Genomic DNA, 15,877 nt, shown 5'->3' on the forward strand with positions numbered 1-15,877 from the left:
CCTATATATAATATGATTAAAAACTTTTATTCAATTAATAAGAAAAAATATTTGTTTTTATAAATGAAAAAATATAAAGTAAAACCAACTAACCAGTGTGAAACTAATTGGTGTTTTTACCCATAAAGCCAAATAGTGGAGAATAAACCTTGAATACTCTGGATTTTTCGCTATTAGTATGGTTTGGCTCTTTGAGCGCTGGATTTTTAGGAGCTTTAACAGGCTTGGGTGGTGGCGTAGTAATTGTTCCTTTCTTATCTGTAGTTTGTAGAGTGGATCTCCAGTATGCTATTGGCGCTTCCTTAGTATCTGTGATTGCTACATCTAGTGGAGCAGCTTCTGCTTATGTAAAGGAAGGTTACACTAATATGCGGCTAGGGATGTTCCTAGAAATAGCAACAACCTTTGGCGCTGTAGCTGGAGCGGTTGTGGCAGCGAAGATTTCTACTGGAGCGATCGCTATTGTGTTTGGGATTGTTTTACTTTATAGTGCGTACCTATCTCGTAAACCCTACTCCGAAAACATCGATAATTTACCGCCAGATCCCCTGGCAACACGCTTGAAGCTAAATAGTACTTATCCAACTTCTACGGGAGAACAATCTTACAACGTGCGTGGTGTTCCCTTTGGATTTGGGCTAATGTTTATAGCTGGTGTACTTTCCGGTTTACTAGGTATTGGTTCGGGAGCGCTCAAGGTGCTGGCAATGGATCAAATAATGCATATTCCATTCAAAGTTTCCACAACTACCAGCAATTTCATGATTGGAGTAACAGCAGCTGCTAGTGCGGGAATATATCTAAACCGAGGTTATATCGACCCCGGATTAGCAATGCCAGTGATGTTGGGAGTACTGTGTGGTGCTGTATTGGGGGCGCGAGTACTTGTCAGAGCCAGAGTACAACTTTTGCGGAATATTTTCAGTGGTGTGATTTTAGTACTGGCGCTGGAAATGATCTACAAAGGTCTAACTGGGAGGCTTTAAAATGGTTCTAAACAGACGTACTAAGTTTGAGCAGCGTTTTGAGCAATTTATTGGCAATCTCTTAAGAGTCGGGGTAATCCTTGCTACCGTTCTGGTTCTAACGGGTGGAGTTTTGTACTTAATTCGCCACGGGACTGAGGTTCCTAATTACCAGTTTTTTCGGGGAGAACCAGCAGAGTGTCGTACTCCAGCCGGGGTAAAAACATCAATATTATCAGGTCGTAACCGAGGCATTATTCAACTAGGACTACTAGTACTAATTGCTACTCCAGTTATGAGAGTGGTTTTTTCTCTGTTAGCCTTTGTTCGACTAAAAGATTATACCTATGTAATTGTGACTCTAATTGTACTTGCTGGGCTGATTTACAGTCTCATTGGAGAATATTCTTAGATAGGTCTAAATTGGCTTAGTATTACTTATGTTACTCTTGTACAAAGAATAGATACTCCTGTCTCTCTTATGACAAGCTGTTGGAGCCGAGGGAGCAGAAGGCGAAAGGTGCAAGGAAAAAATAATAGTTAGTACAATACTTTCTTTAATAGCCTCAAGAGTTTATTAGAACAGTGTTAGAAGTTGAAAACTCACACATACTTTTAAATTATTATTTTGTCAATCATTCTTGTTTATCTTTTTGAAAAAAAATCAAAATAGCTCGTATCACTTTATTACTTTAGAGTTTAGATAGAATTACAAGTTTAAAAGCTTGTATATTATCTAGCCTGATGAGACTACCAAATAAATTTGAATACTCACTTCTAGCGATGTTGGCATTGGTAGATTCCTACCAGAATGGCGATCCAATGCAAATTAAACAAATAGCAGAGCTAAAAGGCATACAAAATCGCTACTTAGAACAACTACTGGCAACATTAAGATGTCAAGGTTTAATTAATAGCATACGTGGCGCTAAGGGCGGCTACATCTTAGCACGTGACCCCCGAAAAATCACAGTTTTAGATGTTTTGACTGCCATAGAGGGAGTAGAGATTGATGCACCTGCCAACAATACAACTATTGAAACTATGGAATCGGGCATAGTGGAGGAGGTTTGGCAAGAAGCCTGTCAAGCAGCTAACTTCGTTTTCCAAAAGCATTCACTCCAAGACCTTTGGGAAAGACGGTCTAAACGTCAACAAATGGAACTTATGTACTATATATAAAAAGGTAAATATTGTAACAATGTTTAACAATAATCTTTTTTCCGAACCTTTTGGTGAAACAACTGACGTGGAAATTTGGCTTAGTCGGGCTGGACTAAAATTTGAAGACTTAGGTAATGATCTCACTAGTATAGCCATTCGTAAGCAATGGCGTGAATATCAAGCGGCAGTGCAAAGATGCTGTGCAACCTTCCATCAACCACCAGAACGTGTTCAACTGAGTGGCGTTTATCAAAAGTTGAGAATACCTAGTAGTGAAGCAATGAGGTATAAAGTTCTTAATTGGCAATCTTGCGATGCGGCACTCAAGCAGCAAGACAGTAGTAGCTTCTGAGTGGGTCAGGAGGGTGACTTCCTCGCTTACACTCAGATGTTCTTTGCGTCCATGTATCTTTTTGATGGCATCATAGGCTACATCGATGGAAATCATCCTTGCTGCTTCCACTGGTTGACTATCAACTGCCGCTTATGATGGACTAGGGCGTGTCATCAATTTAAGCAGATAACAGAAGCAGCTAAATAAATTGCACCATTTGGCTTATCCTAAGAATCCCTGATTCCAGTTTACCTAATTGATGACACGCCCTAGATATAATATGTGGCGCATCTAAATTATACTTTTTGGAGTCTGAAAGACTTGCTGTGAGGTTTTCATCTGGAAAAATTAAATGCGTCTCGGCTTAGAACATTTTTAATTTGATTTTGGACGAGGAAAATTAGAAGGTGGCTTAAAGTTTTCTACTGGTACACCCTTAAGTGCCTTCCGCATAAAATCACGCCAAATAGGAGCAACCATACCTCCGCCTGTTGCGTGGTTAGATAATTGTCGGTTGTTGTCCCTCCCTACCCAGATGGCAGTCGTTAACTGCGGTACAGTACCAATAAACCAAATGTCCTTCTCTGAGGAGGTTGTACCCGTCTTTCCCGCAACTGGACGACCGATAGCTGCACCTCTACCAGTTCCTTCTTTAACTACCGTTTGCATCACGTCTAAAGTTGCTGCTGATGCCCAAGGGTCAAGCACTAGCTGAGGTTTAGGAGTATTATCTATTAACACATTGCCATTACCATCAGTGACACGGGCAATAATCGTCGCAGGCGATCGCCACCCGTAATTAGCAAAAGTCGCATAAGCGCTAGCTATTTCTAGCGGTGTCACACCGATTGCACCTAGTGGCAAAGAACTCACAGGTAACATTGGACTCATAATTCCCAAAGTACGGCAAGTTTCAATAACTTTATTCATACCCACAGCTTTGCCAATCTTGATTGCGGGGATATTACGAGACAGGGCAAGGGCAGTGCGAACTGGTATTGCTCCCATAAAACTATTATCGTAGTTTCGGGGAGAATACCAACCATTACCATCACGATAACTAACTGGAGTATCTAGAATTGTTGTACGTGGTGTAAATTTACCACTAGCAAAAGCAGTATAGTAAACAAAGGGTTTAAAAGAAGATCCTGGCTGACGGTGGGCTTGAGTTGCTCGATTAAATTCGCTAGTTTTTGAATCTACACCACCCACTAGTGCTTTAATAAAATGTGTGCGAGGATCAATTGCCACTAAAGCCATTTGATTATTATTTAATCCTTGACGTTCAAGGCTTTGATGCCACTTCTTAATAGTTTTTTCTGCCATCATTTGGAAGCTAGTATCTACTGTGGTTTGTACCTGCATTCCTCCTTTGAGCAATGTTTCACGCCCAAACTTTTTAATTAATTCCTGAGCTACGGTATTAGTAACATAAGGCAAAGCGCTACCTTGAAATGACCTAATTTCTCCAAGTTTAATTTTTTGTTTGAGTGCATCATTATACTCTTGTTGGCTAATCCAATTGAGTTCCAACATTCGCCCCAATACTTCTTTTTGTTTTTGTTTTGCCAGCTTCATGCTGACAAACGGGCTAAATTCTTCTGGAGCTTGAATTAAACCCGCCATCATTGCTGATTCGCCCAAAGTCAAAGTTTGTGCTGATTTTTTAAAGTAAGTGCGTGCTGCTGTTTGAACACCATAGTTATTGTGACCCCAGTAAACTTGATTGAGGTACATCTCTAATATTTCATCTTTACTGAGAACTTGCTCTAACCGAATTGCTAATACCGCTTCTACTATTTTTCGGGTAAAAGCACGTTTCTGAGATAAGAAAATATTTTTTACCAACTGCATGGTGATTGTAGAACCACCCTCTCGCACTTCCCCAGATGCCAAATTGACTAATGCAGCACGTCCAATACCACCAGGATTAATACCATGATGCTCATAAAAGCGACTATCTTCACTAGCTAATACAGCTCGTTTCAAATTTGGGGAAATTTGATCTAAAGGCACTACTTGGCGATTAGCTTCCCCGTGTATACGTGTTAAAAGCTTGCCTTTAATATCATAGATATAAGTTGTTTCTGAGGGTATAAAGTTTCGTAGTTGTCTAACATCTGGCAGATTACGGAAACTAATAGCTAAACCTACTAGTCCTCCAGCTAGCACAGAACTCGATAGCATAGTAATTGATAGGAGTGTGCCACCAGTTACCTGACCGACTTTTTTCAAAAATTCAAAACTAGGTAAAGTCTGAACTTGTGATTGTTTATCTTCAAAAGTTTTAAAAGAAGACACGGCAATTTAATTTCCTTACTTATTAAATCCGGTTTTATCTATATATATAAATATAAATAAGATACATAAAAATAAAAATCCTCCAAATAAACAGTTAAATTTATTTGAAGAAAATTTAGTGTGATGCATAATGCACAAGGAGCCGATTTTAAACAGTATTTTAACAACTGGTTGTGGAGATTAAAGGCAAAAATCGGGTAGAAATCGGTTAGTAAGAAAAATAATTATGAACTAAGCTTAATATTTAGAAAAATCTTTACTTTGATGTAAGGTCTTGGATAAGATATGGACTCTGAACCATTAATGATTAATTAATTTTTTCTATGAAATGGTCGCTGGAAAGGAAATGGATTGCCTCTGGCTTTGGCTTGAGCTTATTATTAATGGGTACAGCTAGTCTGATTTCTTACCAAAATGCTACTCAGTTAATTGAAAGTAGCAATCAAGTCAAGGACACACATGAGGTAATGAAAAATGTTATTGACATCTTCGCTACACTAACCGATGCAGAAGCCGGACGCAGGGGTTATATTCTTTATAGAGAGCAATCAGAACTCAAACGTTACTATCAGGCAATGCAAAGCCTGGATGCCAAAGTTAAAAAATTGCAGCAACAACTTGCTGATGACTCTTATCAACAGCAGCAAATAACGAAGCTAAAATTCCTCATTGCTCAAAGAGTACAATTATCTAAACAGTCGATTAACCTCAAAGACGCAGGTAAATCGAGCTTTGCTATTCAAGCACCTCTAGTTACTCAAAGCAACCAAAACCGTAATCAAATCCGCGAAACGCTTACCAAAATGCAAGCTAGGGAGGAACAGTTACTACAAATCTCGGTCAGACATTCCCAAGATAATATTCGCAACCGGATGTTGATTGAATTCCTCAGTACTTTCTTGAGTTTTGCTATTTTATTAGGCGTTTATGCGTTGCTTTATCAGCAATTAGTAAAGCGCCAAGAAGCAGAAGCTATTCAACAGACTTTAGCTCAAGAAAAAGAACTTAGCGAATTGAAGTTACGATTTTTTTCAATGGTATCCCATGAATTTCGCACACCATTGAGTATTATATTGGGGTCGGCTCAACTATTGGCTCAAAGTAATCAGCAGTGGACGGAAGAGAAGAAACTTAAAAATCTGTATCGCATTCAATCTTCAGCTAGGTCAATGAACCAGTTACTAACCGATATTTTAACTTTGACTAGGGCAGAAGCTGGGAAATTAGAATTTCATCCAGAACTGATAGATTTGGAAGCATTTTGCATTAATTTGATAGAAGACCTCCAATTTTCTCATCAACAACAGCATACTATTAAATTTATCAGCCAAGGTAACTGTACCCATGCAAAATTAGACGAAAATATACTTTATTCGGTTTTGAGCAACTTACTCTCAAATGCCATTAAATATTCACCTCCAGAGGGAAGTATTTTCTTAATTCTTAGTTGTGAATCATCCGCAATATTTTTCCAAGTTAAAGATAATGGGATAGGAATTCCTGGCGAATTCAAAGAGCATTTATTTGAGCCTTTTCATCGTGCTAATAATGTAGGCAAGATTGTTGGCAGTGGACTAGGACTTGCTGTGGTTAAAAAGTGTTTAGAAATACATCATGGAGAAATTTATGTAGATAGCGAAGTAGGAGGCGGAACAAGTTTTACGATAAAATTTCCCCAACAAAAAACAGTAATAGTCAAGAGCAAATTAAGCAGTTATGATTAAACTTAAATCTTTGGGTTATAAGGTTTTCATCCTTACTATTTAAAAAATTACTTTCGAGAGAAAGATGTCACAAATACATCTATTGATACAAAATATAATTAGAAAAAACTAACGTTAATTTAGAATGAACTATGCCACACGTATTACTTGTAGATGATGAAGCGGCTCTTTGCGACAGTCTCACCTATACACTACAAAAAGAAGGTTACACGGTGACTACAGCCGCCGATGGACATAGTGCAATCAAACAGTTTCACAAGCAAGTACCAGATGTAATTTTGCTTGACTTAATGTTACCAGAAGTTGACGGTATGGAAGTTTGCTGGCGGATTCGGGCATTTTCCAATGTACCTATTGTGATGCTCACAGCTAAAGATGAGGATATTGATAAAATTTGGGGTTTAGAAGCAGGTGCAGATGATTATATTACTAAACCTTTTAACACCCGCGAACTACTAGCACGCATCAAAGCAGTATTGCGTCGTCGTTCTGGGGAGCAGCCTTCATGAGAGGCTGGATACCTGGGATTAAATTAAATACAATTTATGCCAAGCTTTTAGGCACATACCTGATGCTAACAGCTTTTGGAACGTCGTTGATGGCAGGTTATATCCTGTGGTCGTTCCATGATTATTTTATGCGATCGCGACAAGTAGATTTGGATAACTGGACGAGTGCGTTAAGTGAAAGTGTTGCAGATGCACTAGAAGAAAAAGATATTAAACAAGTAAATTTACTGGTGAAACGGTATGGCGCACCACAAACTGTAACGCTACGTGTTTTTAGTCAACAAGGCAGTCTATTAGCCACTTCTGACCCCAAGTTAGACAGCCAGGTTAAAGATTGGTATCAAGTTCCGGGAATACGGGAAGCTTTACAAAACCGTGTAAAGCAAGGTGTTGCCAAAGGCGTTTTATCAAACAGCGATCGCCTCTACATTACCAGACCTATTGAGCGTAACGGTCAATTGTTGGGCGTAATCCGAATGTCTATGACTTTGGAGCAGCTTCAGCGACAGTTTGCTAGGGTAATTTGGAGTATTTTGGGAACCCTAGCTGTAACGATTCTACTGTGTACATTAATTAGCAGTCGCTTTGCTCGCAGCCTCTCAAAACCAATTGAGATTATGCGGAACTTTGCCATTCGCTTGGGTGGCGGTCATTTTGGCGATAAGCTGACGATCCATGAGAACAATGAGTTGGATCAATTGGCAGCAGAACTCAACCGGATGAGTGAGCGGTTAGCTTCCTTAGACAAAGAGCGACGGGTGTTTTTAGCCAATGTCTCCCACGAATTGCGTACCCCTATAAGTAACGTTCAGGTGACAGTAGACGCACTCAAAGCAGGAGCATCTGAAGAACCAGAATTACGCGATCGCTTTTTCCAAACTATCGAAAACGAAACCAAGCGTTTATCACGATTGATTCATGACTTGCTGGATTTAGGACGTTTGGAAGCAGGAGTTTTTGAATTAGAAAAGCAACCCATCTCGCTGCATGGATTAATTAACCGTGCTGTCAATGCACTAGAACCGCGAATGCTATCTTTGGGAATTTCTACACAGGTTAACGTCGGAAACCTAATAATTCAGGGCGATCCAGAGCGGCTATTACAAGCGATTCTCAATTTGTTGGATAATGCGATTAAGCACTCACCAGCCAATTCTCAAGTATCTATTTCTGGATACAGCCAAGGCAAACAAGCTATTATTCAAATTCAAGACCAGGGAAAAGGGATAAGAGAGGGTGATTTACCCAGAATTTTTGAGCAATTTTATACAACAGACCCCGCACGCAAAGGTAGTGGCAATGGTCTGGGGTTAGCAATTTCTAAGCGGATTATTGAAGCCCATCAAGGTAGTATTATCGCCAGCAGCGCACCAAATCAAGGGGCAACTTTTACTATATACTTGCCGATAATTCGTAATTCGTAATGGGCTACGCCCCGCTTCGCTAACGTAATTTGTCATTTGTCATTTGTCATTTGTCATTTGTCATTTGTCATTTGTCATTTGTAATACTCTATGGGTAGGGTTGCGCCTAAGTAATTAAGTTTTGACCATGATAACTGTACAATTACTCTTGCGAGAAATATTCTCGGCAATATTTCCTTGAATCGCTTGTTGCAGTAGACTTTCACGACTAGCTCCCAAAACAATCACATCACTGTTGTCAAGTTCTGCACACTTGAGGACAGCATCAGAAACAGAATTGGCACTAACGGGAGTAGCCATTACTTTACCACTAACTCGGCGTTGCAGAAAGTGAACAGATTTATCTAATAATGTTGTGTCAGGAATCGAGTTAGTCGGCTGGAAAACCTGACAGAGCTTGATTTGGGGCGATGTACTTAAAGAAGCCAGAGCAGGTAATAACTTAATTGCTTGGCTGGAGTTGGGGCCGCCTGCCATTGGCAACAACCAACGGTCAAAGGATCTTTTATCATCTAATTTAGCCAAGATAACATCACAACCTGCCTGTCTAATTATGGTATCCACCACTCGGCTAAAAACTCTACCAGGAGTTGATGTACTGCCTTTCCATCCCATCAGCACCAAGTCAATATGTCGTTCTTTGACAGTCTCCAAAATTGCCCCAGCAACATTATGGGCAATTCGGATCTGGGTATGAACAGGAATTCGCCACTCCTCTCCTAATAATATTGCCCGTTGCAAAAGTTGAAGACTTTTGCTGATTTGCACTGGTGTTTCCGATGGGATGCGGCTAGACGGAACGATAATCACTTGTAGGCATTCTATTTCGTAATTGCGATCCTTGGCGATCGCAACTGCCATTTCCAATAAAGTTTCGGCTGTCTGAGGATGTGAAAGTGGTACTAACAATCGTCCTTTACCTGTAGCCGGAGCGCGAGTTTGGTAAACCACATAAGAAGGTGCTGATTTACGTTCTATTTCTTGGCTATTACCACTGAGTCGCTCTGCTTCTACACGAATAATATCACTACGAGTAATAATTCCTATGAGCTTCCGATTTTCTGTAACGGGTAAGCAACTGAGATGATAACGATTGAGTATATGCAGTACATGAGCTAGTGTAGCTGTGGGAGTTATTGTCACTGGCTCTGGTGTCATAATCTCGCTAATAGTTGTATCTTTGCCTAATTGTTCTGAAGCAATATTAACTAAATCTTTCTGAGTGACAATGCCAACAACTTTACCATTCTCTAAAACTGGAAAGTTGCGATGGTGAGAGTGGGAAAATGCTTGTACTGCTTCATTAGTACTCATTTGGCTAGAGAGAGTTTCCACACGCCGTTGCATCACATCTACAGCACTGAGTTGTGCTAGAAGTCCCTCTGTGCTAGGCTCCTTGGTGATGTGAATTCCTTTCCACTCCAGTAAAAGATCGTAGAGCGATCGATGATCAATTTTTTCTGCTACTAAATAGGCAACCACAGATGCAATCATTAGCGGTAGCACCAGATTGAAATCAGTTGTCATCTCAAACACAATGACGACTGCTGTAATTGGTACTTTAGAGACGGCGCTAAAAAAGGCAGCCATGCCGACATGAGCATAGACTGTTGCAGCACTCATTCCCAGTAAACTGTGTTCAACAGCACCCACTAAGTAACCAAGGGCAGCTCCCAAAACCAAGGTAGGCACTAGTAAACCCCCTGGCGCTCCAGAGCCGTAGGTAAAAATAATTAGGGTAAACTGAACTAAAAGAGCGATCGCTGCAAATGACCAATTAGCACTACCCACAAGCAAAATTTCTCTCAGCCCAGCATGATCGCGAAAGGCAGCAGGTAATAAAGCGATCGCCATACCACTTACTAACCCAGCGATTCCAATTCGCCAGGGTAAACTCACGTGTAGGCGGCGGTTAATTGCTAGACTCTCAAGAATACCTTTATTAAATAGAATGCCTATAAGTCCCGCCAGTACTCCCAAAATCAAGTAGAAAGGGATTTCCTGAGCGAAGAAAGTTGTATCGGGAAGACCTAAATTTAGATGATTCAGATCCAGGTTGTGGCTACCATAGAGCCGGGAAATGACTGAAGCGATGAAAGAAGCCAAAATCGCAGTACCAAGAGTGATACCTGACACATCTTGGAGTAATTCTTCCACTACAAAGAGTACACCTGCGATCGGTGCATTAAAAGCCGCAGCTAATCCCGCCCCGGCTCCGGCGGCGATCAGTTGGCGACGATGCTCTGGGGAAGTCGGTACCCAGTTACTCAGTTGATTTGCCAAAGCTGCCCCAATTTGGACAGTTGGCCCTTCCCGTCCTAAAGGCATTCCAGAACCCAACACTAATGTAGCGCTGATCAACTTCACCAAAGCAATCCGCAGATTTAACGGCATCGGCACGCGAGCCAATACCGCTTTCACTTCCGACATCCCACTACCTGATGCTTCCGGTGCGAAGCGCTCTACTAGCCAACCAGCTAAAAGTCCCCCTATTAGTCCAATAGCTGGTAGTACTAAGTAGGCAGGCCAATGGTAAGAAACACGTACTCGCAATGCACCAGCCCAATCCACTGCCTGTCCTAACAGAACTGCCGCTAACCCAGAAACTAGACCAATCAGGCAAGCTTCCACGAAAGCCAAGCGCCTGGGTTGAACCAACTGACGGGAAAGCCTCAACCAGAGAATTTTACCTCTGGCTAACATATTTTTAGCAATCACTTGTCATCAATGAAGGTATATAAATGTCTGAAATGTCTTACCATTCACCCTATTCATAGCTTTTCGTAAAAAAATGAAATCAGAATGAAATTTTTCTATTCCTAAAGCTAGATATGTGCAGCAACAGTACATTATGTATAATAAATTATACATAAAATTCCCTTTTTAATACAGCCAACTCTGATAATCTGCGTTTGTCTCTTTCATATCTTCATAAAGCCAAACCATGCGATCCAGATACCATAGTTTGCCAAAGTAGTGTAGGATGCTTCCGAGCAGTGTAATCCAGATACTGAGAGCAACCAAGCCCCAAATCACAAAAACTCCACCTAAAGCAGAAATAGCAGACAGAATGTTAGGTACACGACAATGATGCTGAGGTACTGAAATTTTGTCACGGTTCAACCAAACTCGTTCACCTAGAACCGACTTTGAAATCCAATTGTTGGTTGAGCTTGGCTTGGAAAAGATGCGTGGGTTTAACCATATCCAAAAAACTACGATAACAATAGGAATCAGCGCCCACCAACCAAGCCAAATTCGACTCCAAAAAGCCAGGATCAGAAGTGGTAGTCCAGTAATGATACGTGTCCACCCACTCCAGGGATTGGCATGACGTTCCCAAGTGGTTTCGCTCATATTAAAGATTGCTGCTACCTTTCTTTCAAAAGTCATTGCAATATTTCCTCAAGGCTGTTGATTGTTAAAAACGCAACTTCAGTAGACTGAAAACTTTTGCGATCGCTATGTGGGCACGGTGGGCGCTCCGCACCATCGCTTTTAACTACTGTGCCTAAATCTGGCTCATCTGCAACAATAAGTTGCACAGAAGTAGCGGAATTTTTTGTAAATAGTAACTTCAGTTATATAATGACAAAAAGACCTTGTAATAAGTTTTTATCTTTGAGCCGTGAGCAACTGTAGCCTGAAAAAAATTCACTCCTCTGACCTGAGAATTGGCAATCAGTGCCCACCCTAGTATTGCTCTATTAACATGGGTGTCTGGCATGGTAATGCAGTTTCGTCCTTGCTAGACAGACTCTCGCTACATCCAAGAGTTCACAACTTTGATAGTCAAAGTTGACCAGTAGAGCAATTATCAAGATTTTAGACTTATGCAAACAGAATTACGGGATGCGATTGCCCCGCAAGAAATAAATCGTCGGCGTAACTTTGCCATCATCTCTCACCCAGACGCAGGTAAAACTACACTTACTGAAAAGTTGTTACTCTACGGGGGAGCAATTCAGCAAGCAGGTTCCGTAAAAGCTCGTCGTTCCCAACGCCACGCTACCTCAGACTGGATGGCAATGGAACAACAACGGGGAATTTCCATTACCTCAACAGTCTTACAATTCGAGTATCAAGGGTTTTTACTCAATTTGCTGGATACACCAGGACACCAAGACTTCAGTGAAGATACTTACCGAACTCTAGCAGCTGCGGACAACGCAGTGATGCTTATCGATGCTGCAAAAGGGTTGGAAACCCAAACCCGCAAGCTATTTGAAGTTTGCCGATTGCGTTCTCTGCCTATTTTCACATTTATTAACAAGCTTGATCGTCCCAGTATGTCGCCTTTAGAACTAATTGATGAAATTGAGCAAGAGTTAGGACTTTCAACTTATGTCATCAATTGGCCTATTGGTACAGGCGACCAATTCCGAGGCGTTTTTGATCGTCGCCATCAGCAAATTCATCTATTTCAAAAAACGGCTGCTCACGGTAGCAAAAAAGCCGCAGATACTACTATCTCCTTGGGCGATCCGAGAATTGAGTCTTTGCTAGAACCAGAGTTATACTACCAACTTAAAGAAGACCTAGAAATTCTCGATGGGGTAGGTTCAACCTTCGACTTAGAAGCGGTGCATCAAGGTAAAATGACCCCGGTGTTTTTTGGTAGTGCCATGAACAATTTTGGTGTTGAGTTGTTTCTAGAGTCATTTTTAGAATATGGACTCAAGCCGACTCCCCACGAAAGTAATAAGGGTCAAATTGCCCCAACCTATCCAGAGTTTTCTGGGTTTGTGTTCAAGTTGCAAGCTAATATGGACCCGAAACACCGCGATCGCATTGCTTTTTTGAGGGTCTGTTCTGGTAAATTTGAGAAAGATATGGTGGTGAATCATGCCCGTACAGGTAAAGCAATCCGCTTATCGCATCCCCAGAAGTTGTTTGCTCAAGAACGAGATACCGTTGAAGTTGCTTATGCAGGGGATGTAGTGGGGTTAAATAATCCGGGGACATTTGCGATCGGAGATACTGTATACATAGGTGAAAAGCTGGTGTATCCCAGTATTCCTTCTTTTTCTCCAGAGCTATTTGCTTACCTGAAGAATGCTGATCCCACCAAATATAAGAATTTCAACAAAGGAGTGACAGAACTCCAAGAAGAGGGAGCAGTGCAGATTTTACACTCCACCGATGAGAGCAAACGTAACCCAATTTTAGCTGCCGTTGGTCAACTTCAGTTTGAAGTGGTGCAGTTTCGTCTCGTTAATGAGTATGGAGTGGAGACTTACCTAGAGACTCTACCTTATTCAGTAGCACGATGGGTAACGGTCGGCTGGGCTGGGCTGGAACAAGTAGGTCGTTTGTTCAACACCTTTGTGGTCAAAGACCGTTGGGAGCGTCCGGTATTGTTGTTTAAAAATCAGTGGAACTTAGATCAAATTATGGGAGAACATCCAGAGTTGGAGTTAAGTCCAATTGCTTTACCACCTACACTGTGAGAAAGAGGGTTTATTAAACGTAATTAGAATTCATTGCCTAATAGTTTTAGACTATTAATAGAAAGTTATGGATCGCGCATCGAATAATCAAAAATTTCATCGTCTAAAAGAATTGATTTTACAGCAATTTGAGATCAATCCCACTACAAAATAGTAAACTTTAAAGATGTAAAAAAGAAGATTATTAAGAAATGGCAGCATATTCAATCGACTTACGAAAGAAGATATTAAGTGCGTGGGAAAATAAAGAAGGCACGCAGAGAGAATTAGCAAAACGATTTAAAGTCAGTTTATCGTTCATCCGTGACTTTTTGCGTCGGTATCGAGAGACGGGGGAGATAACTGCCAGACCACAAGGAGGAGATCGCCGCTCAAAGCTCAAAGGTAAAGAGAAAGAATTATTAAAGATAATGGTGACAGAAAAAAGTGATATATATTTGCGAGAAATTCAAGCAGCAATAAAAGAGCGCACAGAAATAGAAGTAAGTATATCAAGCTTGTCCCGGACTCTTAACCGCTTAAAATTAAAGCGCAAAAAAAAACTTTAGTTGCAACTGAGCAAGGTACAGAACGAGTAAAAGAATTGCGCTATAAATTTCGGCGTTGGTTAGATACTATAGATATCAAAAACCTGATATTCATTGATGAAACAGGTATAAATCTAGCTATGACAAGACACTATGGCAGAAGTGTTGGTGGTGGAAGAGTCTATGATGAGCGACCTGGTAATAAAGGCAAAAATATCACTGTAATTGGAGCTATGAGTGATGAGGGCTTAATTGCCACCATGACTTTTCCCGGTAGTTTGAATACGGCTAGTTTTTTAGTTTTTATCGAGCAAATATTACTACCTCAGTTGTGGATGGGAGCAATTGTCGTTATGGATAATTTACCTGTACATTATGCTAATACTGCAAAATATTTGATAGAATCTGTTGGAGCAAAAACTAAATTTTTACCTCCATACTCTCCTGATTTATCGCCCATTGAGTTATGTTGGTCAAAGTTAAAAGAAATTCTTCGTTCTGCTCAAGCTCGCACATCCGATGCTCTTCATCAAGCAGTTACTATCGCTGTTAATGCTATTACTGATGAAAACGCTTTAAATTGGTTTAATCATTGTGGTCTATTTTTTGAGCCTATTCGATAGCTATTTTTGTGGTTTTTTTGATCGCAAACTGCTGTAATAAATCTTCTTGCTGGAATCCCTACCCGCTTAATTGGTTCGCGTTCCAGGGTTCTATTTTATAGAGCAATTTTTGGAAAAATCGGGAAAAACAGCGACATTCAGCATAACATTGATTTTATGGGAACATCGGCAATTGAGCTTGGTCAGGGAGTGCGGATATTTAAAGATGCTCACATCAATGCGCTCGGAAAAAATAATCGAGTTGTTTTCGCAGAAAATGTGCAAGTTCAATATGGTGTAGATATTCGTGCTTTAGATAATACCCATGTTTTTGTTGATAAAAACACATTTATTGGTCCTTACGTTTGTATTTCTGGGCCTGGAAATATCCGGATTGGAAAATCCTGTTTAATTGCTGCACATTCAGGTATCTTTGCTAATAGCCATCAATATACTGACCCGATGATAGATATTGCTGCTCAAGGTGTCACTCGCAAGGGAATCATAATTGGCGATGATTGTTGGCTAGGACATGGAGTGACGGTTGTAGATGGGGTGACGATTGGAAAAGGTTGCGTAATTGGTGCAGGTTCAGTAGTCACAAAAGATATTCCCCCTTATTCCGTTGCAGTGGGAGTTCCAGCTAAAATTATTAAGCAACGCCACCCAATTACAGATATGCATAATGATTGCATATGAGAATATCGATCAAAAGACATCTTGAATGTCAGCAACCCCGTTCTTTCATAGACAGGGTTTCCAAACTCCCATAAGGTTCACGTGAGTAGAGAATTAAACAGATAATACCAAGTTGCCAAAGATAGTATTGTTACATTCTGTTATATTGAACAGAGCCAAGAAAATCCGACTTCTCCCT

At 40.7% G+C, this 15,877-nt stretch carries 15 protein-coding genes; 11 read left to right on the forward strand and 4 right to left on the reverse strand.

All coding sequences use genetic code 11. The features are described from left to right. The first annotated feature begins 149 nt into the window (after positions 1-149). The 4 genes from GNF10_RS27760 (at position 150) to GNF10_RS27775 (ending at position 2,481) form a co-directional block, all read left to right on the forward strand. On the forward strand, positions 150-986 hold the full coding sequence (locus GNF10_RS27760; RefSeq protein WP_185581954.1) for a sulfite exporter TauE/SafE family protein: 837 nt from the start codon (positions 150-152) through the stop codon (positions 984-986). A 1-nt stretch (position 987) separates the two neighbouring features. After that, positions 988-1,377 (forward strand): DUF1634 domain-containing protein, encoded by a 390-nt coding sequence (locus GNF10_RS27765; protein ID WP_185581953.1) that lies wholly within the window; start codon positions 988-990, stop codon positions 1,375-1,377. A 332-nt stretch (positions 1,378-1,709) separates the two neighbouring features. Continuing rightward, positions 1,710-2,147 carry an Rrf2 family transcriptional regulator gene (locus GNF10_RS27770; RefSeq protein ID WP_185581952.1) on the forward strand — a complete coding sequence of 146 codons (438 nt, stop codon included), beginning with the start codon at positions 1,710-1,712 and terminating at the stop codon, positions 2,145-2,147. A gap of 19 nt (positions 2,148-2,166) precedes the next feature. Further along, a complete protein-coding gene (locus tag GNF10_RS27775; protein ID WP_185581951.1) occupies positions 2,167-2,481 on the forward strand; it encodes a hypothetical protein in 315 nt (104 codons plus the stop codon). A gap of 357 nt (positions 2,482-2,838) precedes the next feature. Here GNF10_RS27775 and GNF10_RS27780 read toward each other — a convergent pair whose 3' ends face one another. Continuing rightward, positions 2,839-4,764 carry a transglycosylase domain-containing protein gene (locus tag GNF10_RS27780; protein WP_185581950.1) on the reverse strand — a complete coding sequence of 642 codons (1,926 nt, stop codon included), beginning with the start codon at positions 4,762-4,764 and terminating at the stop codon, positions 2,839-2,841. A gap of 323 nt (positions 4,765-5,087) precedes the next feature. Here GNF10_RS27780 and GNF10_RS27785 point away from each other — a divergent pair, with 323 nt between their 5' ends. The 3 genes from GNF10_RS27785 (at position 5,088) to GNF10_RS27795 (ending at position 8,421) form a co-directional block, all read left to right on the forward strand. Continuing rightward, positions 5,088-6,488, forward strand: a complete 1,401-nt coding sequence (locus tag GNF10_RS27785) for an ATP-binding protein (RefSeq protein WP_185582048.1) — start codon at positions 5,088-5,090, stop codon at positions 6,486-6,488. Positions 6,489-6,619: 131 nt separating this feature from the next. Beyond that, positions 6,620-6,997 (forward strand): response regulator transcription factor, encoded by a 378-nt coding sequence (locus GNF10_RS27790; protein WP_152591568.1) that lies wholly within the window; start codon positions 6,620-6,622, stop codon positions 6,995-6,997. Further along, a complete protein-coding gene (locus GNF10_RS27795; RefSeq protein ID WP_185585540.1) occupies positions 6,994-8,421 on the forward strand; it encodes a cell wall metabolism sensor histidine kinase WalK in 1,428 nt (475 codons plus the stop codon). Before GNF10_RS27790 ends, GNF10_RS27795 begins: the two co-directional genes overlap by 4 nt. Before the next feature lie 114 nt (positions 8,422-8,535). On the opposite strand, the gene GNF10_RS27800 is transcribed toward GNF10_RS27795, so the two are convergent. The 3 genes from GNF10_RS27800 to GNF10_RS27810 all read right to left on the reverse strand — a co-directional run bounded on the left by GNF10_RS27800 (position 8,536) and on the right by GNF10_RS27810 (position 11,966). After that, a complete protein-coding gene (locus GNF10_RS27800; protein WP_185585543.1) occupies positions 8,536-11,124 on the reverse strand; it encodes a chloride channel protein in 2,589 nt (862 codons plus the stop codon). Positions 11,125-11,304: 180 nt separating this feature from the next. Next, the gene (locus GNF10_RS27805) at positions 11,305-11,814 is read right to left on the reverse strand and encodes a DUF6653 family protein (RefSeq protein WP_185585539.1); all 510 of its coding nucleotides are present in this window, start codon (positions 11,812-11,814) and stop codon (positions 11,305-11,307) included. Next, positions 11,811-11,966 carry a hypothetical protein gene (locus GNF10_RS27810; protein WP_185585538.1) on the reverse strand — a complete coding sequence of 52 codons (156 nt, stop codon included), beginning with the start codon at positions 11,964-11,966 and terminating at the stop codon, positions 11,811-11,813. Before GNF10_RS27810 ends, GNF10_RS27805 begins: the two co-directional genes overlap by 4 nt. A gap of 288 nt (positions 11,967-12,254) precedes the next feature. Between GNF10_RS27810 and prfC the strand changes: the two genes are divergently transcribed. From prfC to GNF10_RS27830, 4 genes are all read left to right on the forward strand, one after another. Then, entirely contained in the window at positions 12,255-13,871 is a 1,617-nt protein-coding gene (gene prfC, locus GNF10_RS27815) for a peptide chain release factor 3 (protein ID WP_185585537.1), read from the forward strand. A 191-nt stretch (positions 13,872-14,062) separates the two neighbouring features. After that, positions 14,063-14,419 carry an IS630 transposase-related protein gene (locus tag GNF10_RS27820; RefSeq protein WP_185585536.1) on the forward strand — a complete coding sequence of 119 codons (357 nt, stop codon included), beginning with the start codon at positions 14,063-14,065 and terminating at the stop codon, positions 14,417-14,419. Beyond that, positions 14,395-15,021: an IS630 family transposase gene (locus GNF10_RS27825; protein WP_185585542.1), complete on the forward strand. Its 627-nt coding sequence runs from the start codon at positions 14,395-14,397 to the stop codon at positions 15,019-15,021. The genes GNF10_RS27820 and GNF10_RS27825 overlap by 25 nt, the downstream gene beginning before the upstream one ends. Positions 15,022-15,177: 156 nt before the next feature. Then, positions 15,178-15,699 (forward strand): acyltransferase, encoded by a 522-nt coding sequence (locus GNF10_RS27830; protein ID WP_311774222.1) that lies wholly within the window; start codon positions 15,178-15,180, stop codon positions 15,697-15,699. The last annotated feature ends 178 nt before the right edge of the window (positions 15,700-15,877 follow it).

The sequence above is a fragment of the Nostoc sp. UCD121 genome (assembly GCF_014222285.1).
GTDB lineage: Bacteria > Cyanobacteriota > Cyanobacteriia > Cyanobacteriales > Nostocaceae > Nostoc.